The organism is Nitrososphaera sp. (assembly GCA_039938515.1).
Taxonomy (GTDB): Archaea; Thermoproteota; Nitrososphaeria; order Nitrososphaerales; family Nitrososphaeraceae; genus Nitrososphaera.
The window spans coordinates 229263-252652 of sequence record JBDUUL010000015.1 but is presented as its reverse complement, the minus strand read 5'-3'; the positions used below and the strand labels follow the sequence as shown (position 1 = coordinate 252652).

27 protein-coding genes are annotated in these 23390 nt (G+C 46.6%); 10 read left to right on the top strand and 17 right to left on the bottom strand.

Annotated features, from left to right (window positions below; translation table 11 throughout):
• Nucleotides 1–80: 80 nt before the first annotated feature.
• From ABI361_09390 to ABI361_09380, 3 genes are all read right to left on the bottom strand, one after another.
• The gene (locus tag ABI361_09390) at nt 81–284 is read right to left on the bottom strand and encodes a hypothetical protein (protein MEO9320874.1); all 204 of its coding nucleotides are present in this window, start codon (nt 282–284) and stop codon (nt 81–83) included.
• Between the two features lie 742 nt (nt 285–1026).
• Nucleotides 1027–1599, bottom strand: coding sequence for a hypothetical protein (locus ABI361_09385; GenBank protein ID MEO9320873.1), 573 nt, complete (start codon nt 1597–1599; stop codon nt 1027–1029).
• A 193-nt stretch (nt 1600–1792) separates the two neighbouring features.
• Nucleotides 1793–1972, bottom strand: a complete 180-nt coding sequence (locus tag ABI361_09380) for a hypothetical protein (protein MEO9320872.1) — start codon at nt 1970–1972, stop codon at nt 1793–1795.
• 140 nt (nt 1973–2112) lie between these two features.
• Between ABI361_09380 and ABI361_09375 the strand changes: the two genes are divergently transcribed.
• A complete protein-coding gene (locus ABI361_09375; protein MEO9320871.1) occupies nt 2113–2547 on the top strand; it encodes an Lrp/AsnC family transcriptional regulator in 435 nt (144 codons plus the stop codon).
• A gap of 8 nt (nt 2548–2555) precedes the next feature.
• On the opposite strand, the gene ABI361_09370 is transcribed toward ABI361_09375, so the two are convergent.
• Nucleotides 2556–3407, bottom strand: a complete 852-nt coding sequence (locus ABI361_09370) for a hypothetical protein (protein ID MEO9320870.1) — start codon at nt 3405–3407, stop codon at nt 2556–2558.
• Nucleotides 3408–4177: 770 nt separating this feature from the next.
• On the opposite strand from ABI361_09370, the gene ABI361_09365 reads away from it, so the two are divergent.
• Entirely contained in the window at nt 4178–4390 is a 213-nt protein-coding gene (locus ABI361_09365; protein MEO9320869.1) for a hypothetical protein, read from the top strand.
• A 433-nt stretch (nt 4391–4823) separates the two neighbouring features.
• Here the strand turns inward: ABI361_09365 and ABI361_09360 are convergent, their stop codons facing one another.
• On the bottom strand, nt 4824–5483 hold the full coding sequence (locus ABI361_09360; protein ID MEO9320868.1) for a hypothetical protein: 660 nt from the start codon (nt 5481–5483) through the stop codon (nt 4824–4826).
• A 506-nt stretch (nt 5484–5989) separates the two neighbouring features.
• On the opposite strand from ABI361_09360, the gene ABI361_09355 reads away from it, so the two are divergent.
• Complete coding sequence (locus ABI361_09355; protein ID MEO9320867.1) at nt 5990–6202, top strand: hypothetical protein; 213 nt, start codon at nt 5990–5992, stop codon at nt 6200–6202.
• A 425-nt stretch (nt 6203–6627) separates the two neighbouring features.
• On the opposite strand, the gene ABI361_09350 is transcribed toward ABI361_09355, so the two are convergent.
• The 3 genes from ABI361_09350 to ABI361_09340 all read right to left on the bottom strand — a co-directional run bounded on the left by ABI361_09350 (nt 6628) and on the right by ABI361_09340 (nt 7764).
• Entirely contained in the window at nt 6628–6768 is a 141-nt protein-coding gene (locus ABI361_09350) for a hypothetical protein (protein MEO9320866.1), read from the bottom strand.
• A 188-nt stretch (nt 6769–6956) separates the two neighbouring features.
• Entirely contained in the window at nt 6957–7145 is a 189-nt protein-coding gene (locus ABI361_09345) for a hypothetical protein (GenBank protein MEO9320865.1), read from the bottom strand.
• Nucleotides 7146–7272: 127 nt separating this feature from the next.
• Nucleotides 7273–7764, bottom strand: a complete 492-nt coding sequence (locus ABI361_09340; protein MEO9320864.1) for a hypothetical protein — start codon at nt 7762–7764, stop codon at nt 7273–7275.
• A 1316-nt stretch (nt 7765–9080) separates the two neighbouring features.
• On the opposite strand from ABI361_09340, the gene ABI361_09335 reads away from it, so the two are divergent.
• The 3 genes from ABI361_09335 to ABI361_09325 all read left to right on the top strand — a co-directional run bounded on the left by ABI361_09335 (nt 9081) and on the right by ABI361_09325 (nt 10554).
• Entirely contained in the window at nt 9081–9389 is a 309-nt protein-coding gene (locus tag ABI361_09335) for a hypothetical protein (GenBank protein MEO9320863.1), read from the top strand.
• A gap of 419 nt (nt 9390–9808) precedes the next feature.
• On the top strand, nt 9809–10204 hold the full coding sequence (locus tag ABI361_09330; protein MEO9320862.1) for a response regulator: 396 nt from the start codon (nt 9809–9811) through the stop codon (nt 10202–10204).
• Between the two features lie 83 nt (nt 10205–10287).
• On the top strand, nt 10288–10554 hold the full coding sequence (locus tag ABI361_09325) for a winged helix-turn-helix domain-containing protein (GenBank protein ID MEO9320861.1): 267 nt from the start codon (nt 10288–10290) through the stop codon (nt 10552–10554).
• A 96-nt stretch (nt 10555–10650) separates the two neighbouring features.
• Here ABI361_09325 and ABI361_09320 read toward each other — a convergent pair whose 3' ends face one another.
• Entirely contained in the window at nt 10651–10929 is a 279-nt protein-coding gene (locus ABI361_09320) for a hypothetical protein (protein ID MEO9320860.1), read from the bottom strand.
• Nucleotides 10930–11650: 721 nt separating this feature from the next.
• Between ABI361_09320 and ABI361_09315 the strand changes: the two genes are divergently transcribed.
• Nucleotides 11651–12412: a G1 family glutamic endopeptidase gene (locus ABI361_09315; GenBank protein MEO9320859.1), complete on the top strand. Its 762-nt coding sequence runs from the start codon at nt 11651–11653 to the stop codon at nt 12410–12412.
• 202 nt (nt 12413–12614) lie between these two features.
• On the opposite strand, the gene ABI361_09310 is transcribed toward ABI361_09315, so the two are convergent.
• The 5 genes from ABI361_09310 to ABI361_09290 all read right to left on the bottom strand — a co-directional run bounded on the left by ABI361_09310 (nt 12615) and on the right by ABI361_09290 (nt 16254).
• Nucleotides 12615–12977, bottom strand: a complete 363-nt coding sequence (locus ABI361_09310; GenBank protein MEO9320858.1) for a hypothetical protein — start codon at nt 12975–12977, stop codon at nt 12615–12617.
• A 114-nt stretch (nt 12978–13091) separates the two neighbouring features.
• The gene (locus ABI361_09305; protein MEO9320857.1) at nt 13092–14201 is read right to left on the bottom strand and encodes a cupredoxin domain-containing protein; all 1110 of its coding nucleotides are present in this window, start codon (nt 14199–14201) and stop codon (nt 13092–13094) included.
• 123 nt (nt 14202–14324) lie between these two features.
• The gene (locus ABI361_09300; GenBank protein MEO9320856.1) at nt 14325–14447 is read right to left on the bottom strand and encodes a hypothetical protein; all 123 of its coding nucleotides are present in this window, start codon (nt 14445–14447) and stop codon (nt 14325–14327) included.
• 328 nt (nt 14448–14775) lie between these two features.
• Nucleotides 14776–15879, bottom strand: coding sequence for a N,N-dimethylformamidase beta subunit family domain-containing protein (locus ABI361_09295; protein MEO9320855.1), 1104 nt, complete (start codon nt 15877–15879; stop codon nt 14776–14778).
• Nucleotides 15880–16077: 198 nt separating this feature from the next.
• Entirely contained in the window at nt 16078–16254 is a 177-nt protein-coding gene (locus ABI361_09290; GenBank protein MEO9320854.1) for a CDGSH iron-sulfur domain-containing protein, read from the bottom strand.
• Between the two features lie 622 nt (nt 16255–16876).
• On the opposite strand from ABI361_09290, the gene ABI361_09285 reads away from it, so the two are divergent.
• The 3 genes from ABI361_09285 to ABI361_09275 all read left to right on the top strand — a co-directional run bounded on the left by ABI361_09285 (nt 16877) and on the right by ABI361_09275 (nt 20896).
• Nucleotides 16877–17542: a class I SAM-dependent methyltransferase gene (locus ABI361_09285; GenBank protein MEO9320853.1), complete on the top strand. Its 666-nt coding sequence runs from the start codon at nt 16877–16879 to the stop codon at nt 17540–17542.
• Between the two features lie 792 nt (nt 17543–18334).
• On the top strand, nt 18335–20038 hold the full coding sequence (locus ABI361_09280; GenBank protein ID MEO9320852.1) for a hypothetical protein: 1704 nt from the start codon (nt 18335–18337) through the stop codon (nt 20036–20038).
• Between the two features lie 225 nt (nt 20039–20263).
• On the top strand, nt 20264–20896 hold the full coding sequence (locus ABI361_09275; protein MEO9320851.1) for a hypothetical protein: 633 nt from the start codon (nt 20264–20266) through the stop codon (nt 20894–20896).
• Here ABI361_09275 and ABI361_09270 read toward each other — a convergent pair.
• The 3 genes from ABI361_09270 to ABI361_09260 all read right to left on the bottom strand — a co-directional run bounded on the left by ABI361_09270 (nt 20893) and on the right by ABI361_09260 (nt 23170).
• A complete protein-coding gene (locus ABI361_09270; protein MEO9320850.1) occupies nt 20893–21168 on the bottom strand; it encodes a hypothetical protein in 276 nt (91 codons plus the stop codon). The genes ABI361_09275 and ABI361_09270 overlap by 4 nt on opposite strands.
• A 119-nt stretch (nt 21169–21287) precedes the next feature.
• A complete protein-coding gene (locus tag ABI361_09265) occupies nt 21288–21680 on the bottom strand; it encodes a hypothetical protein (protein MEO9320849.1) in 393 nt (130 codons plus the stop codon).
• Between the two features lie 131 nt (nt 21681–21811).
• Complete coding sequence (locus ABI361_09260; protein ID MEO9320848.1) at nt 21812–23170, bottom strand: archaellin/type IV pilin N-terminal domain-containing protein; 1359 nt, start codon at nt 23168–23170, stop codon at nt 21812–21814.
• Nucleotides 23171–23390: the final 220 nt, after the last annotated feature.

The window sequence follows — 23390 nt, the reverse complement described above, 5'->3', positions numbered from 1 at the left end:
TAATATTATTGGATTTCTGGATTCCTGTTACTTTGCGGCGCTTCGCGTTTTTTAAATGAGTGTTAACACGCGGCGGATAATTAGCGAAAACTGCTAGTGTTCATCACGAGCTTGCGCATCTTTTCATCCAAGTTCATGAGCAGCTTGGTGTTCTGTAGCATGATTTGCTGATTCTCCTTTAGAATGTCGTTGTTATCCTTGGTTGTTTCGAGCAGTTCTTTGAATATAGCCATGAGGTGTGCGTCAGGGTGTACGATTCCCTCGGAATTTGATGCCCTTGCCATGAATATTATGTTCCATGCTTTGTATAAAAATATGTTTTTCCCGAATTAATGGGACTGGAGAATACCATAAAGTCATATTTTATACAAAATAACATAGCAGATTGCAAGCACGACAATATCCAGTAGTCAATAAAATCGCTCTGAATCGCGTTTACGCATTTGTTCTAACCTTCAATCTTCACAGTTTCGCCATCATGGCGTTCATTCCTTGCAAGGCTCAATGTTACTGGCCTCACCTGGCAGGAAATCTGCGACATGCACTCATTCTATGAACGTGAGGAAGCCAATTGGGAGCGAGCTAGACAGCTAGCCGAGGCAGGCAACCGTGAAAGCATCGAAGATTTACCAATGCCAGACGCGGTCGAAATACGCAAAATCGCTACCAAACAGGGCAACGGCTCGCTTGACTTTTGTCTTGGTCGAGAGGGCTAGGCAAAAGCCAACCGCAGCTGGCTCGATACTTTCTCGACCTTCCTATGACATGAATAGCAATAGCCGCACTTGATGCAAACATGAGCCGTCCTTTTGCTGCACTCCACGCATGAGCGATAAGTTTCAGACGGTATCATAGACGGGTCTATCGTTCTCTATAGGCTACTTCCCAAGGTTCCTTTCCATAGCGTTTAAGATGATCGTCAATATCTTTGGGCATGTTCGCGATTAGTCCTTCCAAGAAAATCGCACAGACCGCAAACGAGCGTTCACCGTATCATCCATCGGCAATACCCGTCTTGAACTGGCCTCAAACATTTAATCCCACGTGACTCAACCGATAAGCCCGGATTCTCAGCATCGCGCTAAACATGTAACCAAAAATCGCTCCCCACAGTATGTGGAATGCAACCGCGCTCGCAGTTACTTGCGACACAAATACATTGATGTTATTTGAAAGTGCGGTCTGGTTAGCAGATGATCCCAAAAGTGAGACGATGTGACGAATGGAAGGCTCGATCAATAATAGTGTGACTGGGATGAACAATACAAGCGAAATGATTACTCCGGCGATTATCCCAATTTCAACGTTCTTGACCGTATTTAGAATTCCCTTCAGCCTGACGACGGCAAGCCCAACTATCATCCCCAAAACGGTTCCAGTCAAAATGTGAAGCCCGAATGCCACATAGGCGGCAGTGGTTGTGACATTAATCCCAAGGCTCACGCCCATAATTGTATAAAATGTACCGATTGGAAAATGTAACACAAGTTCTGTCATTGCGATGACAAATGATATTGACCAGGTTGCGACCGCCCCGGCAATTGCACCTGCCAGTATTCCTGGCGCAAGTCTTCCCTTGATTCCAGTCGCCTGACTCATACACAATATAGCCTAAAGTAGAATTTTAACATTACTAAAGACAAGGTTGCAAAGCCTATGTTATATCACAGGCCGCATAAAATAATACACAACTTTTTCTGTATAGATATAGACAATCTGTATCAAGATATAAGATGGCCTTTTCAGCTTTGGCTAATGTTAAACCAGTACTGCAGGCCATCTGCGTTGACGACTAGGCTTTGCCCGCCTCGAGTCTCTGGTACGACTCTAACTCACGCAGGACTGCTATCACGGTCGGCACATCGACATCGACCTGCATCGCGATAAACTCTTCTTCCATTCCGCTTACATACAGATTTTCAATCATCTTTTTCTTTTCAAAGTCAATCTCGCCGGCATTTGAGCTCTGCATCTCTGTCTTGTTTCACCTCATATTCTCTTGCAGGCAATCGCGATTAAAGTTTGTGGCTAGATTGCTTTACAGTTGAGCTGTGTTTTGAGAAAAAGCCTTTTACATGTAAACTTCTAAACCGTTTCCTATCCATGGATGATATGGACGTAAAGATACTCAAGATCCTTTTGTCTGATGCCCGACTATCGTACCGAAAAATAGCCGAACGAATTGGCACTTCTCCACCGACAGTCCTTAGCAGGATTGAGAGGCTTCAGCGGGAGATGATAATCAAGAGATATTCTGCCGTGCTTGACCACGAAAAGCTGGGCTATGACCTAACTGTCATAATTGAGGTTAGCGCTTCCAAGGCCAAAATAACAGAGCTTGAAAGGCAGCTAGCCAAGTTTCCAAACATATGTGCGGTTTACGACATTACCGGATTGACAGACATAATACTAATAGCCAAGTTCAGAAACCGAAAAGAGCTTTCAGATTTTGTAAAAAATGATTTGAACTTGCCTTATGTAGAACGAACGCTTACTCACCTAGTAATGATTACTGCAAAGGAAGACTTTGGGTTCGTTCAAGCATAAGGCCTGCACTACGAAAAATCAGCTGGCTTGCCTCGGACCGTCTCCACCTCATCTGAAGACAGCCGGCGCCGCGGCAAACGATCTATGAGTATGGAAGTAAGAGACCCCATCACTGCGCCATACAAGACGTGGAAAAGTATGGAGAACGCAAGCACAGTGGACATCAAGTCAGTTATTCTGTTCTGCAATTCCATGGAGCTAAGAGTCTGCGGTATTATTCCGGCGTTCTGCAAGATACCTGAAAGAGCTGGTTCTACCTGGAACCGTGTAACTGGTATGAACAGAAGTGAAAACGAGATAAACCCGGCCAGCATCCCAAAGCCTGCACCCTTGCGGATACTGTCGATGTTAAAGGGTCCGATCGTTGCAGAGAGAAAGCCAAAAACGCTGCCTATTGCTGTACCGCTTAACAGGTGCAGCGCAAGTCCCAGAGAAACTGCCATTGACTTATTGGCTATACCAAATACCGCAAGGGCCAATATTTGGTAGAAGGCGCCCCCCGGAAAACCCAGAAAATAATCGCCTACAGAGATCAATCCAACTAGGACTAGTGCCGCTGCTACGCCCGCAATGCTGCCCGCAACAACGAATCTTTTTATGCGCTCGCTTTGCACTGCTTGCTCCCGCGAAGGTGGTCTTGATACGACTGTGACTTTGCCTTCTTCATCTATTTCTTCCAATGTGCTCCTCGCGGGTACTAGGAATAGGAGCACTAATACCAACGGCGCTGCGCCGATAGGAATCAGGATCTCAAGCCCTCGGACGGCAGAAGATGATCCGCCTGTTGACAGATAGGGGATGATGGAAGACACATACACGATTGCAACTATGACCGCGATTGCCAAAATGGCAGCAATCATTCGCAGGTTCATGGGATTTCCGTGCCTTCTGGTATTTTATTGCACGTTTAACTAATTAAGATTTTCTGCTACTATAATTTCTATTAGATTATGCGTACAAATAGAAATATTACAGCAACAGTTTTATATATTTGGAAATCTTGGCCGTTTGCTTATCTGCGTTCACATCAAGGTGTAACGCTGATGTCTCTAGTTCGATTACCTCTGTCTGTCGCTGCAAAAGAACCATGCTAGTCTTTGAACGAATGGTAATGATCAAGAACGCAGCATCGACCAAGAGGGCAGAATAATACCGCTATTATCCTAGGTTCAACTTGGTCTTACCCCTTCGATAATGAAACACTGTTGTTGGTATGATAATAGCAGCAGTAGTAAGTGGCATCCATGCTGTTTCCTCGGAGCCTGACTCATGTACAATTACAAATAGAATACATAATACTATCCACAAAATCCCGAATCAAACAATTACGACTGCGAATGGCGACTATGACGTACTCGCTACAAAGAGTGGCATTCAACGATTTAGCAACTTCTACAACATTTCATGTTCAGAAAGCTGCTCGTCTCGGACCTTAAACGGTTGATTTTCACGTTGCTCTTGCCAACCACAATCTTATTGGTGTATAGACTATGCTACATAACCTCTGATTATTGGAAGGGATTATAGGACGCAGCGTCTTGCGGGCGATCAAGTCCTTTTATTGTGACGCGCGTAGGCTGGAAGAGCACGGTTTGACGGTTGCACCAATTGAAAACAGGGAGGTGATTGCATGGCAACGGAAAAGCCGAAAACCTACACCGTGACCCTGGAACTGCCCGCATGGCTGCACAAAACGTTCGCAGTGGCAGCGGTGGCCTTTGACAAGTCTCAGGCGGAAATGTTAGTGCACGAGCTGGCGGACTACGCCGAGGTGTGTTACATCCACTCTAACAGGCTCGGCGATTGGTTCAAAACCCTACAAGAGAAGGAAACCGGGGCTTAGCCCTTCTTTTTTGCGAATCCACTGCAGCCGCGGGATGTGATCGGAACTCCCGCTGACTGCAGCAGGTTTCTTGGACAACTCTTCTTTCGAAGAGTCGTCACTTTGTTCTCTAGCTCATGGTATTTACGCCCTTGAGGACATTGATCGCAACTAAAAGTGGACTGCCGGAGATAAATACAACAATTGCCTTTCATACACTAGCCCTGATACGCCTAGGGCGGTTCACACAAGGCGGGTAACGGTCCAATGGCAGGGTAACTTGCCATAAGGAGTCCGACTCCTGTAATTCAAGACCACGTGCCCGCCTTTTCTATTAAAAGAAGCAGGGGTACAGTCCAAAGGTTTTATGTTCAGATTGGAACTATGTTCCATAACAGCTTTTCAAGCTGTTCATGGTAAAGTTCGGTTGTATGCTCACCTAGATAGAGGCAAATCAATCGAAAATTGGAAACTCATAGATTTTGTAGTGTCGAGTTGTTGTCTGATGGTTTAGTCTCTCATCTGGAAAAATGGAAGTCCACGGACATTGTTTGCAAAAAAAGAATTTGTCGATAACTAGTCGCTGTTTTCGATTATCGAGTGTACTGGGTGGCGGTCGCGGAGTTGTCTGCATCCCACTTTCAAACTCATCAATCTTCATCCCCGATGGAATAGAATATTGCCATAAGGTCTCAAAAACACCGCGATAAAGGGCCAAGACCCCCGCGACATTGCTATAGTAGCCGTAAGTAATTGGATACTCTGCCGAGACTATTGGTGCAGCACCGATTTCGTCATCGCTTAGGATGAAATTCGCTGCAATTTTGTCCAAGTGCCGCAGCTCTGTAACCATATCAACTAGGTTCTTACAATATTGAAGATTGTCTTTGGTAATTTCTGTTATGTACCGAAGTTTGACTCCTCTTGCCTTTGCCGCGAGCCTTTGTGCCTTTATGGGTTCCGCATCAGTGGTTATGACCAAGGTGTAGGAGCTTAGAAAAGCACAAAGTTCCGTTCTTGCATTTTGAATTATTTTTGTCAAGTGATCGTATGCTTGCTCTCGACTCCTTACAATTACTCCGCAGTGCTCGTCAACAGGCGGCAGACTTTGCATCTATCTCATCGACAGTCTTTCACGACCGCTCCATTTAAGGAGTTTCGATAAAGTCTAGCACTTTCTTCGAGAACCTTAATTGTTAATCTCAATCGGATTCTCTGAGAATGGTATAGACAAAAAGACAGCTTGTACGATACACTGATTCGTTAGGCGGGATCTGGATTGAAAGCTAGACTCTGACATTTCTATTGCCGATTGGCTTTCTGGCCCTTTTCGGACTGTCTGATTAATTTGAAAACAGGTCCCAACGCATCTAATGAACGAAACTAACGTCTGCTCTAACTGCGATGCAATAATCACGGGCAATTTCATAGGTCATGTATGCGACAATGGTATAGACTACCGCGGACGGGTTTAAATCTTTCAAGTGCACATGATCAGTGTTGGAATAGGAAATGAATTTTGTTTGCGAGGGTGAAGATACCGAGATCGTAAAGTGCCTATCCTCCTCAACATTTCTCAAAGAAATCCTTCTTTATCTAAGACATCACAGGTCGGTATCAATGGTTGAGCTTTCTATGAAGGGGCTTGACAAGATTTCTGTTCAGAGCGCAGTTGGCTCTGACCTGCTGTGCGTCGAGAAGGATTATTGGCTCGGGAAGTGTGCTGCGAAAGGAGATTGCCTTTTCCTTTATCTTACTTCGAATCTCAGATTAACAGAAAAGGGAGTGGAGGTATCAGACAGAATATTGAACAACTGCTACTGCATACTCTGATGCCTTGAATTTCACCCAGGGTGTTTTCGATAACAGTTTACCAGTTGAAGTTTTCAATGACTTTATCTTTTTCTTCCACTGTCAATGTGCTCAAGACATCGGGGTCAGGCTGAGCGCCCTCGACATTAGCCCCTTCCACACGGGCGTTCCCCCTGGCCCTTCTAAAACATGACAGCTATCTTTTATCCCGGTGCCTGGACGCATTAGCAATTGGCGTGCAAGGGTATCTGTTCTAGGTACAAGACGATTAGTCCTCAGAGAGACTTAAGATATGCAAGGGGTCAGAAGCGCTGCAATGCTTGCGACTATACATGGTCTGGCCTCAGAATGTGTGTCCTTGCTGCAGCTTGAAGCTAAGGCTTCGGCCTAGAAATGCCCGATATAATGAAAAGTATCGCAAAGCGCGTGTCTGAGCACTCCCCTAATTATTCCAACATGGTAGCGATAAACTCCTCATGGCCTGTCTCATCGTGATGATGCTCCCAGTCTTCCATAAACAATACTATGGTGCCACAGGTCGTGCAAATGTACATTCTGTCAATTACCTCTGCTAAACCCTGATACATGGTCTCAGTCAGGCAGAAAGGAGCGTTAAAAGAACAAATCGGTGGTATCTTACCTGAAATTACTACATTCTTGATAACTGACTGGTCAGTACGTTAAAGTTCTACAGGATGATTGTCGGGACGGGAGAGGAGGTTATCATACTCCCTGTATGGTTTCCTTATCAAAGGCTCCTCTCTCCCACTATAATTTACGATTCTGCCTGATTGTTCAATGCTGCTTCTGCACAGGCGTCGCAATATCGCTCTTTGAGTATGATATCGCCCTGCTCATAGTGGACCTCTTTAGTTGCACGCTCATAACAGTCAAAACACACGTAACCATACATGTCATTCGCCTTCTCTGAAATAGGACTAACAGACTGGAATATTCGCTGCATAAACCTGCCGCGTGTCTAACTGTCGTCTTTAAAACCTACTGCCTAGGCTACAGTCAACCGCAGCTGCCTCGACGCTTTTTTGACCTTTCAACGAAACGAATAGCAATAGCCGAACTCATGCTGCGAGCTATTTTGCTCTCGCCGCGAGCCGCATTATGAGCACTACAATGCCGATTGCAGCTATCGCCACTGTGGGAGCAAGAGGAAATTCAGGGGTGGATGTATACTTGCCGTTTTCATACGTAAAGTCAAAACTTTGTTGTGGAACAGCTGCGCCGCCAACGCCATATACAATCAGATGTGCAGTATAGCCAAGGTTTGGAACAAGGGCCATATCAAAAATCCTTGTGCCGCTTGGGCTCGATATGATGGGCTGCCCGTAGACTTTGGAAGCGTTGTAAACGATGTTACCATTCTGGCTGACTGTGAGCGTAAAATTATCGTTACGAACCAGCTTGCCAGGGTTGTCTTGTTGCGTGAATGTGACGTTGAATATCCCGCTGCCGCCAAAGCCAGTGTTTACCACCGAGACTGAAACAGGTGTTGACCCGCCATTGACGGTCTGAGAATTAGTGTCTGCAAATGCAAGGACTGGAACGGCTAGAAGAGCAAGCAGCAAGGCTGGCAGCCATAGGTTCATCACGCATCGAAGAAAATGCGCTCATATAAGTAGCTAATGAGAATCCAAAATTTTATCATTGATCTTTTGGAAAGAAGTCATGATCGCAAAATCACAAATGCGCATTTCTGGAGCCACGATTTAGGCCCGTCATTTTCTACTAAAAGAAGCAGGGGCAAGTCCAAAAGTTTGAGCCCAATTGAACCGGTGCCCCTGCCTGCACGAATTAACGCGCTGTCTAGTCATCAGAGTCATAGCCTAATATTTCCAAGGGCTGCCAATAGCTCGCAGTTGGTTAAGGACCCAGGGTCGAATCGCTGGAATTGATGTGAATTTCTGTTCTTCTTACAGTAAGCGCTATCCTGGTGCATTTTTCGTGCATTTCTCCATTGCCCCTCAGTCATATCCTCAAATACCTTGCCATAAAGCTCACAGGCCCAACGGTCTCTCAGTCTCGGAATGTGTAATCAGTGCTGAAGTATCTAAAATAGATAGCATTTCTAAAGCCATCTTCCTTCACCCTTTTTTCCTTTTTTCCAGTTAGGTGTTAACTCGCGGCGCTCTTACAACAACGTATAACCATTTGAATCAATGAAGGGGTCGATTAATTCGGTCAGCACTGGATGTCTTTGAATTGGATTCCATTAGACCGAATAACAACAGCCCAACACCTAAAGCGGTAATTCCACCGGGAATAATGAAAGACTCCCAAGAAATAGGCAGGTCTCCATTGCCACTGAAAAATACACCAACATCAGACCAACAACCGAAGAGAGTAATCAGGCTACCAATTACGAAAATGAGAAACTGCACACCATTGAATAAAGGCTCTAACTTTTCTGCGTATCTAGTTTGCCGTCTCAGATGCCTTGCTGAAATAGTATACAATTGTCGCCGGGACGAAACTGCACATGAAGATAATAATCACTGAATAAGGAAGCCACGGCCAGTAAAATAATATACCATTTGGGATTAAAACAATAATTGAAATCAAAAGACCCATTGCAAATACCATTATAGACTTGCCGCGCGGGTCCAAGCCCTCTCTTTCATTTTTATCGGACCGAGGAGTACGTATGGCCAAGTCGCGGAAAGTCAGCATCTGCACTTTGTGTATTAAACTTCCTGTGCGTTAGAGATGCACGTCAAGACGGAAAAGGTTACCCCCAGGTCAGACGTCCGAGGCTGCGAAAAACTTACTGCCATGGATAAAAGGACGCACTATTATAGTAATACACGCACACGCGCATAATAGCGCTACTTAAAGACACGGTTCAACACAAGCGGGTAACGGTCTTTTGGTAGGGTAACTTGCCATGCGGAGGTTCGACTCCTGTGTTCTAGGCCACGTGCCAGACCTTCTTGGCCAGCGCTCCAGATTCAAACTCAGCCAATTGCGTATAAGCGACCTGCGCATACAGTACACCATGTCAGAAGACGCAGGCCAAGATGCCCTTACCCGGCTGTATCAAAGAGAAATGATAAAACTTTCCACCGTTAACAACCAATTGCTAGACGAAATCAAGGCCGTCTTGGTGCAGAATCAGTCATTACTCCAACAAAATCAGGTGCTTCTCGTCCAGATAGACAAAAACATCAAGACGTTAAGGGGCAACAGCTATTAGAAAAACAACTCGCGGGCTGAAGGTTAATTGATGGTCTTATTGTCCAATCAGTGGCTGTCATCGAGCTTAATGCGCATTCATTAGCTCATTTCAGAGCGAAAGACAGTTGTAGCGTGCATAACTGGTAGTACCAGCGGATAAATGACCACTCGTGAGTTCAAACCTTGCCATTGCTGACCTAGGCTTTGTCGCCAAATGCCCATGCAGGCAGTGTGACCATGACTCACGAATAGCATGCGTTGAAACTGATTGTGAATGCTGCAACCTTGAATGCGCGTACTCGCTGATAACAAGAAGAAGTTTTGAAGACGAATTGGCCCTCTGAAGCCTGAACCATCTTTTAAGATTAAAATACTGCTACTTGCTACTATAAGGAATGCCTCTGTTACTTTGCCTTAGAGCAGCTTTGGTGATGGGGCATGGCTACAACCGCTAGTCGGATATTACTTGTGGAAGACGAGAAAGACATCCTATCCACCCTTAAACGAGGCCTCGAATTAGAGGGGTTTGCTGTTACGGCATTTGACAATCCAGTAGTGGCGCTTGCAAAGTATTACCATGCAGAGTACGACCTTGCACTTTTAGACATTAGAATGCCGGGCATGAATGGCTTTGAGCTGGCACGGGCACTTTGGGAAAAGAATAGTAGTTTACAAGTTTGCTTTCTGACGGCCTTTGAAATCTATGAGGCTGAAGCGAGAAGGGCCTTTCCAAGCATGAAGAACCATTGCTTTCTGACAAAGCCTATTGCCATTGAGGCACTGGCGAGGCATATTCGGACACGCCTGGCAAAGAGCCAATCAAAAGAACGCTAGGCTGCTGCAGTCTCAAAAGTTCTCAATAATTGCATTGCACTGCATTCCTGCTTGATTTGTAGAATTTGAGCTAAAATAAGAGAGTGTTGCGACCCTCAGACGACGACCACAAAGACAACTCTAACGGAAGTTGTAGGTCAAGGGATGAAATTGTCAAGGATGTCTTGATAGCGGTTCTAAACGGCTATGAAACCAGAATGACGATTATGCATTCAGCGTTTGTGACGTACGAAGTTGCAACAAATGCGCTTGAGGAGCTGGTTTCCGAAGGACTGCTTGTCATTCTACCGGATGGGGCAAGGCGATACAAGATTACAGAGCTTGGGCGCAAAATGCTAGAATCGTCTTGATTTAGTGGCGACAAGGAGCCATAGTGCGAATGAGATCATGAGCTTGTACATCTATACATAGTCACCGGGCTCCAGCGTCCTTTTGATAACGAAAGCCTATCTTACAGCCTCAGCGAGACACCTGTCGCAGTATCTTCGCAAAATAGTAACATCGGTTTCCTCAAACAATGCCTCGACCGTGGCCGGAACTGAGCATTTGGAGCAAATGCCCTTCGGTTTATCCGAGTGCCTTGTCAGGGGCCTTATCACATTTGGCTTTGCCATAAGCTCCTCAAGCGCCCGGCTCAGAAAGACTTTCTTAAAGTCGATAACATGTTCTACAAGCGCGAACCGCTTGTAAGTTACAATCTCGCTTCCGGAGCGCACTTGTCGCAATACCTTCTAACTGCGTGTACTCCGCCCATGTCGAACAAACACTCTGTAGTTGCAGTGTCAGAGCAGACATAGCAGACGTTTGAAAATTTGTCCGGGTCCCTTGTGCTCGGTCTTGTCTCAACTGGCTTCAAGTGCCTTGATTGAACATGGCCAAGGTATAAACCAACAAACATTTTTCCATACGGGCCTCTCCATACCAAACATGTTCACTGACGGACTAACAAGTTAAGTTCTCCCGGAGCAGGATTAACTGCCTGGAGAGAGGCTTATCACGCTAGTAATGCATGGTTGCCTTGTTCAAAGGCACCTCTCTCCCACTTTTGAAGATGGCAGTACGAACGTAGAATCACTTCATTTATTACAATTGCCCTGAACTCCGATAACATCACACCATTGGCCCATAGACTTGCAACAACTCGAGACCATACAGGCAAGGGTTGACTGAGTTACCGTCCCATACTCCCCCCATCATCCGTCATGCCTACCTCGGCTCCTAGCCGTTACGAATGAGAAGTCTCAGGCGCGGCAGTTAGTAGATGGCTCCTGTTGGCGAGTAGGCTTACTGCAGGGATATCCGATTCCAAGTCACAAGATCCATAAAGTGGATAAAAGTACCTGGAAAATCCTTATAAGAATCTTATATAAGATAATTCGGTAGTATATGCCTTTAATCGGAACCAGGTTAAATAAAACACAGGCATCCGTCTCGATGGCGGCAATATTGCTAGCATCAGTCCTTGGGTCGACTCCGGTGCTTCAGGCATTTGCCGATAGTTCTACACACATGATTCACCACTCGTCGCCGATGTTGAGGGTCAGGGAGAGCACGAGCACTAACTGGTCAGGATACGCAGCAGAATCCAGTATCACATCCCCGACTTCCAGATTCGTCAATCAGGTCGTTGGCACTTGGACCGTTCCGACAGTGAATTGCGCTGTTACCCCGGTGGGATACTCTTCTGTGTGGGTAGGAATTGATGGATATTCCGATAGTACAGTCGAGCAGCTAGGTACTGAGCAAGACTGCTCGAGCGGTAGCCCGGTATACTACGCATGGTTTGAAATGTATCCCCATCCAGGCTACTACATCACACAAACGCTGGTTCATCCGGGTGACTCCATTACTGCGTCTGTCACTTACAACGGCGGCAAAATCTTTACTTTGACAATGAAGGATGTAAGAGGTTCGACTACCGTCTTTACGTTCTCAAAATCCTTCTTTGCCAATGCACAGCGTTCGTCTGCAGAATGGGTAGTTGAGGCGCCATACTACCAGGGAATCCTGCCGCTGGCAGACTATGGTTCGGTTAACTTTAGCAGCAGCGAATATCGCAATTCTGCCTCGGGCACTGCTCTGCAACCAGTAAACGCACACGGATACGATCCAATCAACATGCAGGATCCGAGCGGAGGAAGCTCGACGACGTCGGGATTGTCAGCCACCGGCACAAGTTTCACAACCACGTGGTTGCCGTACCCTTAGGCTACAAGCCTGACCGGAAATTGGCGGGCTTTTTTCTTCCCCGCTCTTTCCGATATTTTTCTACCGCTCATAAAATAGAACGAGTTCTATAACTTGTCTGGAGTCATGCCATTGCGTGACTTGCCATCGGCCTAGACTTGGACTAGCAGATCGGCATTAATGCCATTTTCTGCGTTTATTCAATCCGCCTCCCCGGTGCTTGTCACATTGCAAGGTTCCCGATAATTATTGCAATCGAGTTGTTGGCAATGAGAATCACAAGTTGCACATAGGTCAGGCCCCACATGTCGAGACGGACGAACTTGAGATTGAGGAGCTTGTCCGGCCAGACTGTAAAGAAGAGGATTGCAGTTATCCCAAATATTGCAAGCTCGACAGGGTAGCCGACTATATACCAGTATCCGTCGAATTGCTTTATGAATATCGAATTGATGCTTCCCATCTCGACAAAGTTTTCCCGAAGAACGTATTGCGCGATGACAGTCGTACCAATGTCTCCCATAACGAGCAGTGCAAGAATCAAAAGCCGTTGAGGCTTGACATCTATTGCTGCCAGACGGTTCAATCCATTCCGGACAAAGGAAATGAACTACTTAACCCGGATGAATGCAGTGCAAGTAAAAGCCAAAATCCTGCAAGGTTGCCTGGACGACTTTTCAAAAAAAAGAAAAAAGGGAGCTTAGGAAGTCACTCTAAGAGAACCCTTCATGAACGGATGCACCTGGCAATAGAACCCGTAGGTTCCAACGCTGACCTTGGCGAGGCTGAAAGTCGCCGTCTTGCCTGGGTTGATAAAGCCGGTGTCAAACATCTTGCCAGAGTGTGGATCGCTTGGACCAGAGCCGGAGGTCAATGTGTGGATTGCAGTGTCGTTATTGGTCACCTGGATGATGTCACCTGCCTCGGCGGTTGCATTGTCCGGACTGTAAGACTGGTGGCCCGAGACAGAGGCTCCCGAAGGTATGGTCAACATCACTGTATGCCCTGCCGATCCGCCAGAGCCTGCATTCTGATTCAGCGAAACCTGCCCTGCCAACTTGAAAAGGTGCGAAGACGGGCCGCTCTCAAATCCCATGACGCGCACTGCAAATGAGCTGCCAGAGCTGTTTGTCGGCAACTTGTTGTCCGGACCCACGCCGAATGCAAAAGCCCTCAACACCTTGACATCGTGTACTGGAGCTGATGCTTGTGATGAACTTGCGTTCTTCAGGGTGTATGCGTAGACAATAAGCCGCGGGTGGTGCGCAAGGTAGTATGCGTGGCCACCGTTAATCGTGGTTACGTTGCCACCGATGGTAATGTTGCCGCCGTTAATGTCCATTGCCACAAGCGAGTCGCTGGACTTCCAGATGGACATGTCAAGCAAGAGCTGCGCGCTTTCGTGTTTTTTCATGTCCGGACCAGTGGCGTTGCCGTTTGCGTCAAGCGTGTAGCTCAGGTTTGCAAGGTATGGGGGAGTGATTGTTGGGTGTCCCATCATGTGCTCATGGTGCCTTTTCGCTGCGTTCATGGAGGCAAACTCGTCGCGCATTTGCTCTACCCTGCTTTTGTAATGGCTGTAGCTGTTGTCGGACTTGTGGTCATTCCTGCCGGTATCAGTGGAATTGCCGCCCTTGTCGTTCCAGTTATGGCCCTGGTTGGCGGGACTTGCAGACGACGTAGAGTTGCTATTGTTCTCGTTATCTGATGCATAGGCGCTGTTTATCGCGGGCAATACTGCGCCTAGCGCCAGTCCTGCCGCGAGTATCATGCTTAGTGCGATGAATCTGTTCTTCGCTATACTGCTCATGTTAAGGTTGCCGGAAGAACATCTGCTTAAAAAATTAGTGAACGTCCTGTCTAGCTTGCGCTTCTATAGGCTTGTTCTAGTGGATAGACGATTGTCAGGGTTGTGATCGGCTGGCTTGAGCAATCAGCTCAAGAGCTCGAGAATTTCGTGTGCGATGAACATCCTGTTTTCTTTTTCGAGTCTTCTTTTGAGAACACCCATGGACTCTAGTTTCTGGATGGCTTTCTTTGCCGCAGGGTAAGTCATATTAAGGAACTTGGAGGCAGCCTGTTCGGCAGAAAAGTAAGCTGATTTTCTTTATTCAACACCCCAGCTTGCCATTTTGCTGCCTAAAGGCGGAGGCATCCACTATCGTTCATCTGCCTTTATAACGCGGATTTGGCTTATCATTTCATAGTAAACTCCGGTATAACAAGGAATTTCCTTATTAAAGGAAAATGCATTTTCGTTTAATAAGAAAAAAACAGACTTGAATGCATTACTGGGCGAAAAATGACTCTGTTAATTCGGAGCGTTGCACTGCGACGTCGGCAGGCGAGTAGATTGTGGAGAATTTCCTCCTCTGAGTATTCCGCTATTTGCCTGCCGTTTCGCCGTAGTGGACGACCAGGAACAGGAAATACTTGTCAAATGCGGCATTGCGTATTACGTCGTCTGAATAGATGCTAAGGCCGATTACCTTGCCTTTTCCATAACTCAGCTGGTAGGTTGCAATTGTGTGTCCCTTGTCCGTTGTCCTGTACTTGTAGAGGATGACATCGTTCAGGTTCGTGATGTACTGCTCCTCATGATGACGGTATCCAAACGGATTATTTTCAAACCGGATTTTGCAGGAATAGCACAGGTAGTTGCTGCCTGCCCACTCGCGGGTCTCGTTTGCCCAGCGCTCTTCAATGCTTTTCCATGCAGAGTGTCCGTTGTAGGCCCATCCGTGGCCCTTGACAAGCGTCACTGATTGTGCCTGGCTGTTGTATTTTACCTCTGCATAAAAGAAATTGCCGTCAATTAGTACCAGCGTCCCACCGTCTGAAACAAACCGCTTCAAATTGTCGTACTCGTGCTGGGTGACATATTCCTGGTGGCCGAGCACTACAATGTCAAACGCATTTGTGCCATTCCGTGAAAATAAGGCGTTTCTGTCAACGCTTGAATCGTCAAGTATTGTCACCTGGGCATTAGCAGATTGCTTTAGTTTGGCTGCCAGGGTCCGCATCGTCGAGGATGCGGAGGCTCTGTCAGCATAAGTAATCCTCGCTGTCAGCAGGTTGAGCTGGGTTGTCACGTTGTCATGCGATGAAATTCTGCCAAAGTGTCTGTAGAACACGTAAAATGAATGGTCGTATGCAGCTGCGGTAAAGACAGGCGATATGAGGGCAATTCTAGTGCTTGCATGGCCGTGCGACTGTCCTGCAATTTTGGAAGCAGAGACTGCCGCCATTACCGCGCTTGTACTCTCCTTGTCTGCCGGGATCACCTTGAGCCTGCCCTTATTTGCCAGAAGTGAAGGGTTTAGCGTATTCGCAGAGATAGGGCTAGCATTGGCATTTGACTGCGTGTGCGGATTAAAGGTAAGTGCTGCAAGGTCGTTTGATTGAAACTTTAAAGCAGCTAATGAAACAACTACTGTAGCGGCCAGTGCAATCGCAAGGGTTTTGCGAGAAACCGCCTGGCTAATCAAATCTTGTCGCGCACTGGTATCTAATTAGCCAAGCGATCATTTAAGTCGCACCCGAAGGCCCGGCAGTATGCCGGCCGGATTTTCTGTCCATGCTTTTGCTGCTTGAAAGTTGGGACAACGGCGCTTTGATGTGTTTGGAGCTGTGCTATATTGCCGGGGATGCTGGCATGGAAAAGAGTTGGCTAGATTTGCATCTGCCTAGACGACTTTGATTGTCTTCTCTTCTGCCTTGAAGTTTATTTTCCTGTGTGCACCGTCACATTGGGGCTTATTTGCAGACGCGCCGCATCTACACATGGCGGCAAATACATTGCCGTCAACGACTATCAGGTTTGGTCCGTCCTTTGTGCATTTGATTTCAACTGAATTTGCCATATCCTATACCCAGGAGACGAACTATAAGAAATAGATGGTAATTCCAGGAATACTAGGTTTGCCGCGAACTATTGCCCAAGAAGCGCGGATTTAATTTCTTGCAACTTCACTATTGCCTTGAGCAGAATGTTGCAAGCTAACGATGCTGCGTTTGACAGCCTTTCACAAAGTGCGAGTGTTATAGCAACAATGCAAATGAGATTGGCGGCATAACAAGGGCACTGGCTCTAGACGGAACAGGCAATAACGCCGTTGACAAGTATCCCCTTGCAAGGCCGGTTCCATTGGTGGAGCAAACAGTAGTACCCGAATTTTCCACAAATGGTTCAATGCTTCTTATGATCAGGACCGCCGTAGCAATCTCTCGGTGTTTGCAATCTTGACGAGGTATGCAGACAAGAATTGGCGTCGGAGTATATTCTAACATGAAGTCCGAATTGATGTGCCGTAGAGGATCAAGGAGCTATACCTATCATGGTCATAGCGATAGTGGGCGACACTTTCCCTCTATCTAGGCCTGATCTATGTGAAAAATATGTTGGCAGCTACTCGGTTATATAGTACAAGAATCCAAATTGATTGCTAGGGCAAAGTTGGCTTTCTCCGTAGAGATAGATGTAATTTGATAGAATCATCGAGCCGTCGAAGTGATGAGTATTGGGATCATCTTTACCGACACGGCGGTAATTCTGGAACCACGCTTGAAGGCAAGTCAGAGGTGTTGAATGTATTTGAAGAAAATGCCATACCCATGAGCAATGTTATTGATCTTGGGTGTGGCGACATGATAATGTGGGAAGGCCACGTTTTTGATTCATATTTTGGTATTGACGCTTCTCCTGCCATAATAAATCGCAACAAAACCAGGTATCCAAATTACAGGTTCGAAGAAGGCGACATCTCCGCGGCACCCTTTGCCGTCGCTGCACCTACAGTGACTTGCTTTAACGTTCTATTCCATGTACGTGACGATGAGGCGTTCGTGCGGATCCTCAAGAATATGGTTGCGTATTCCACAGATTACATTGTCATTGTGACTTGGAAGACCAACCCTCTCAATGACAAGCAGGTCAGAAGGCAAATACTCAGAAATCTATTGAGGAGAGGAAGAATTGGAAGTTGGCTCAGGTTGGTTTTCGCCTCCGAAATCCAGGACGACTTGCTATACCAAAAGTACAGGCCGTTTGAAAAATACATCTCAATTTTTTCTGACGGCGGCTTTCGCCTAGTAAAAACGATTGACACAGGTGCGCATGGGGCTTTCTACGTTTTCCGAAAGCAGAGTTAGGTGCTCTGCAATTCTCCTAAATCGGTTTTCCTGATTACCAGCCGGTTCTATCAAATGTTCAAAGCAATAATAGTTCGTACATCTTAGACGTCGAAAAGACGGGCGAGCGGGGCAATTCAGACCGCGACATGAATCGCTACTCTGCGGAATATTCGCCGAATGAAGGGTTTCGCTGTTGATGGGCATGCATGCCTAACCGCATCAAGCTGGTAAAAGTTTCAACGAGGTTGTGCATATTTCTTAATAGAAGAGCACCTGCCCAGGCTGCTACAATATGTTTGCAGGTTTTCTATATTGGAAGCGTTATTTTGCGCGATACTTTAACTCGCAACTGATTCGAGTGTCGAGACCTTCAGGAATCAAGCCTAAGGAACAGCCTGATGAGGAACAGGTTGAACAGGAGATAAAGGAGTGTACTTTTGAAGCGCCTCATCTGAAGATCCGCATTAGGATTATCAAGCCTTAAATGGACCGCGTTCAGCACGTGTCATCCCAGCTGTTGGAAGCACTGAAAGTTTGTTCATAGTTTATGATGCCAATTGTGCCTAGCATTCGTCCTGTTGTAAGTGGGTCAGTGAACACGTTCTCTCATTATCCACCGCGGCCTACCTTCTGATCGTATTACCCATCGCAATTTAATAGTAACACAAAGACTCAAACGGAAAGGACTTTCTTTATACTCCGAACTACCATGAGACAAATGGATCACGTAGGTCTATGGTATGCCTATAGTAAATTTATCTTCTACTGGCATCTGGCTTAAATCTCCTTCGGGAGAATTTGCAATCCCTTATGCGCCTTTTCCGCACTGCACTTGCTGCGATAATTACTATTCTCATGTTCTCGCTCGTTCAGCCCAGCCTGCCGGTTTCAGTTGCCCAAAAGGTCTGGACGGTTAATGCCAACGGCCCGGCAGATTATGATACCATCCAAAAGGCGGTAAACGTGGCCTCCGTCGGTGACACCATCTTGGTAATGCCGGGAACGTACACTTCCACAGAGGTGAACAAAAAGGTGGACATTGTCGGCCAACCGTCAGGTGGCAATGTGTTCTCCGTCAGGCTAAGCTCGCTCGGCATATCAAAAGGTGCAAGCGGAGCTTCAGTGCAATTCCTTTATGCCCCGAACGTTACTGTGAGCACTGGCGTTCACGACGTGCGCTTTGACGGCGTTGGTGGAGGATATACACTTTCAAATTCGTTCAACATTTCCATCAATTCAGGCAGCGGCAGCATAACTACTACAAACGTCACTCGCCTGTCGATTGAGCGCTTTAGCGGGCAGGTCCAGGGAACCACTTTGAATCATACGTCCTATGCGGATTCATCGGGTGGATTTACACTAGGCGGTGATAACCTTGCAATGACAGGCGATTCAGGCCAAGGCACAGTTACCGGCAACTTTGTCAACGTCTCAAACACCGTTGGCCAGTTGACTATAATCGGTCATTCTATTAACTTGAAAAATTCACTGCTAAGTTTGCTCAAGGTCACTGGGGGCGATAACTCTACTTTCTCAACCTCCAAATTCACCGGGCCTGTTTCCATTGGAGGAAAGAAGCTAAACTTTACTGCCAACGAGGTTAATTTTGGGACCCTGACTATTGATGGAACTTCTGTCAACTCTACCATCTCCAATAACAAGTTCCTGAACTCTACCGTATCGGTGCAGGCGTCCGGAGTTGTGTTTGACCAGAATATCGTATCAAATCCATTCACAAACAAATCACAGACGCTGCCGACTCCCGGGTCGATCTACGACGTTGACTTTCCATCCACTGCGTCTTTGGCAACAATTACCGGCAACGATATAATGGGAATGGAAGGGGTGCACTTCGGATCATGTGTCAATGTGATAGAGGACAATTACATTCACTGGGCAGGATTTAGGCCATTCATTAACGACACTTTTCTGTCAAATCAGACCGGTGTGCGGACAACCGGAATGATTCTTGGTGATACCGCGGGGAGCGGCTGCACCGGCGCAAATGGGGCTGTGATAAATACCACCAAGACTGCAGTCAACAAGATCACGCTTAACAAGATTGCAGGGTTCTATTACGGTGTAAGCATTGCTTTTGACAGGAGCTGGTTTGAGACAAACGAAATTGGTGCAAACCATACCAACATCAAGGTTACAGGCGCAAACAATACTCTCATTAGGAATAACTTTCTCGGAAACGCCAGCAACATAGACGACGGCCGGGACAATAAATGGTTCCAGTCTGACGGCAGCACCGGTACAGGCAACTATTGGCAGGACTGGGCCAACAACAATGCAAATGAGATTGGCGGCATAACAAGGGCACTGGCTCTAGACGGAACAGGCAATAACGCCGTTGACAAGTATCCCCTTGCTAGGCCGGTCCCGCTGCTAGAACAGACAGTTGTCCCCGAGTTTCCAGTAGCGTCTATTCCTATTGCCGGGCTACTTGTAGCCATAGTTGTTCTTGCTAGCAGACTCGGCAAGAAATCACACAGCAGTGCAGCTCAGTAGGAGCTATGCCGCCCAATTTTACCTGCTATTCCAACTTTTATTATCTGAATTTCATTATGACAATTCAAAACTGCTATAATGACGCCACTTGAATGGTGGAGCCGGGATAATCAGAGCAGTGATTCCACCATAGAATTACTAAAACTATCGATACTAGGAAAACTAGAGATGCCGTGACGAAATTAGGCTCTCTAAATTTTATATTGCTCGAGAGCTGACTGATGAATGACCGCCATGGGCTTTTTTGGAAACTCTGCTGGCGGGAACGGCAAGAAGTCAAAGACTCCTGTAATCGTCTTGGGAGCGGCTGAGGCCGAGCAAACCCTCGCATTGGGCGAGCGGACAATCGACAAGGCAGTATGGAAGAACGACAGGATAACGGTTACGGTCTTTGGCAAGGACCCGTCGGTAAAAAAGGACAAGATAGTCAAGTTCGGGACTATAGGATACGTGTACCATGAGGTCTTCATGAACGATTCGATGAGCCTGCAAAATGGCGGCCTGCTCACCTATAGCGTTGTCAAGCGAGTCGGCACCCAGAGGCACGCAGGCTCGCTTGTAAAGATTATGCAGAATGCAGCTGAATCATTTGACGAGAAGCTTGCTTGGAAAATGACGGCAGGCATTGACTCTGGCCGGCTGGAAATGAATGCGCAGGATGATGTCAAGACTGCCAAGATGGTCTTGGAATTTGGGAACGATTTGCAATTTAGGATAGAATACGAGCACAAGCTGGAAGGTCCGGCAGATTTTCCCGGCAACCCGGGCAAGGACTTGAAAAAACTGCTTGATGTGCCCCGAGAAGTTGCATACGGCCTTGCAGTGAAGGTTTCCTATTTGTTTTATTCAGCCTACTAGCGTTCCAGGCTGACGAGAAAGTTCTTTGTTGCGAGGTCATAAAGTGACTTGCATGTCATGTTTGAACATAGGATGTAGCTTGTTTGATTGATAAAGACAAGCCTGAGCGATGTCATTTTGCAGCGCGGGCAGACTATCTCGTAAGTTTTATTGTATTCGTCATCTGCCATCTTGCGCAGCTCTTTGAACAAGAGCTTGTCAAGGTTTGTCACAGAACCACCAGCAAAACCTGTCCACAGGCCACGGATCTTGCAGGGCCGCACTGTTTGCAATTTGAACTCCCTGTCCAATCACTGCGTGCGGACTCGCTAACAGCGCAATCATGTCGGACCCGACGATAGTTGTCTAACTTGCGGATTTATTTATCCTTAAACTATATAGTTTAGCTACTCTAAGCTCCGCTCTTTGCAGCACCCTGTGTCAGGACCGGCGGCAATGGTTTTCCCTGATAGTCAGCCGAATCAAATGCGTGCCTCGCGTCCAAGTATCTTGTGATCCGCTCGTCGCTGCAAGAGTCTGGCTTCACTTTGAAGAGATTATCGCAATTGTAGCTGATCTTGCCTACTGCCGAGTCGCATGTTTGGCTACCTTTGGGCAGGGTTGGCATGCAGTATTTTAACACGCTATAAGTGGCGTTGTCTATCCGTGAGTTTCCGCTCTGGGTGGCCACCGCGCTGGCATAGAGACTAGAGTTGGTTTTGCTAAATGCAATCACGACGGCAGAAAGGGCAAGAATTGCAATTGCTGCAAAGCAGCCAATTATCATTAACTTTCTTCTAATCATATTTCTGTGGCTAAAGACTTTGGTTAAAAACGGTTTCCTCATAGACTAACTGTCAAAATGCACTTCCTGTGTATCTACATGTTCATCTGGCAAACCTAAATGAAATTACTTGTGCAATGCTGATGAAAGGATCATGAAGTTGTTATCTCGATTTCTTTGGTAATCCCATTGGAGTTTATGGACAGGTATGCGGCGTAGCCCGGTTTTTCGCCGGTCCATACAAGCTGGATCTTTGCAGAGCCCGTGGCATTTGTAAGGACGAATGGTGTGTTGTCAGCTATGGTTGCGTTATACGGTGTCGTTGAGACAATAAAGGATGAGACTCCCGCTCCTGACACACTACGCCCAAGAAGGTCTGTGAGCTGAACGGTTACGTTAGACTGGTGGGGAACATACACAGTTGAATTGAGATTCAGTGCGACCGGTGGCACCGTCGAGTTTGTTTCTGGCATTGTTATTAGCGGAGAAGACGCTAACAACCCAGTGCTGGAGACTGACTTCATGGAAATGTGCAAGGGGCCAGTTATCTTGAGTGACTTTTGCTCAGTTGAGTTAAACAGCGATTCTGGTCTGTAAGTGAGTACATTGCCATCAACATATTTTGTTACTACATTGCCAGTCCAGTCGTTGTTTGTATTGCTGTTGCTAAGCACGTCAATGCGCCAACGTATCTTACCGTCGTCAGTGGACGATTGGAAGACAGGTACGGTGCGCTTATTGTTTAGGCCAATATCTTCGGAAATATAGTGGGCTTGCACGACCGGTGCTGACAGAGAATAAGTAGTATCAAAGTAATTTGCCGCGCAGCTATAAACAGTTGCTTTTAATGTAGACAGGCGCTCGGGGGCAACATTGTAACTATTGTATGACAATATAACCTTCCCACTTTCCTGAGCAGGAATTTGATAGGGCGATGTCATCTCGTGATGTGCTCCGTTTATGTCGTTGAATCCAAATGAATATTCCCCATTTATGGCAGTAGCACAAATGTATGAATCCTGAATATTTGAATTCCGTACATCAAACGTAGCATTCAAGATACGTGCTTGATTTATGACTAGGTTTCTGGTAGCGGTTTCCGACCCAAGTTGCAAGGTACAGGGTGAGGGTGTTTCTACAATTATTGCATGTAGCGTGCTTCCAGGTTTAATGTCATGACTGTAGGTTCCCCCGACAATGTTGCATACCGTGCCGTCGTTTATCGAGACTTGGGATTCATTTAGGTATTCCAAGACATATCTGGAGCCGTTGTCAAGCTCAAAGTCCGAGCGCGTGCTGTTTGGATAGAATTGCACGGCGGTAATGTCAAGCTTTTCAGCTTTTACACTGTCCTGAAAATTCTGTCTGTCCTGTGCTTGTTTTTCAGTCTGTGAAATAAAGACAGCTATCGTCCCGACAGCAACAACCACTACAATAATGAGCATAAGCGCGCCAAAAATCTCCGAAATTCCTCGGCGAGAAGCGGGGCGGCTGCCGAACGGTTTTTTCATTCTAGATTAGGGGTCGTTCGGAATTGGGTTCTTATAACCTTCATCTATATCGATCACGTAGAAAATATTTTTTCGTAAAAAATCGGTAAGCCGCAATATTTGCTAGCAATATCCAAATTTGTATTTGAGGTAGACTACAGGGCTTAATCGTAATCAAATTATTCAGTCCTGCAATGAGGCGACGCGTCTAGAAGACAGGGCCTGACAGCTTGTTCTGAGA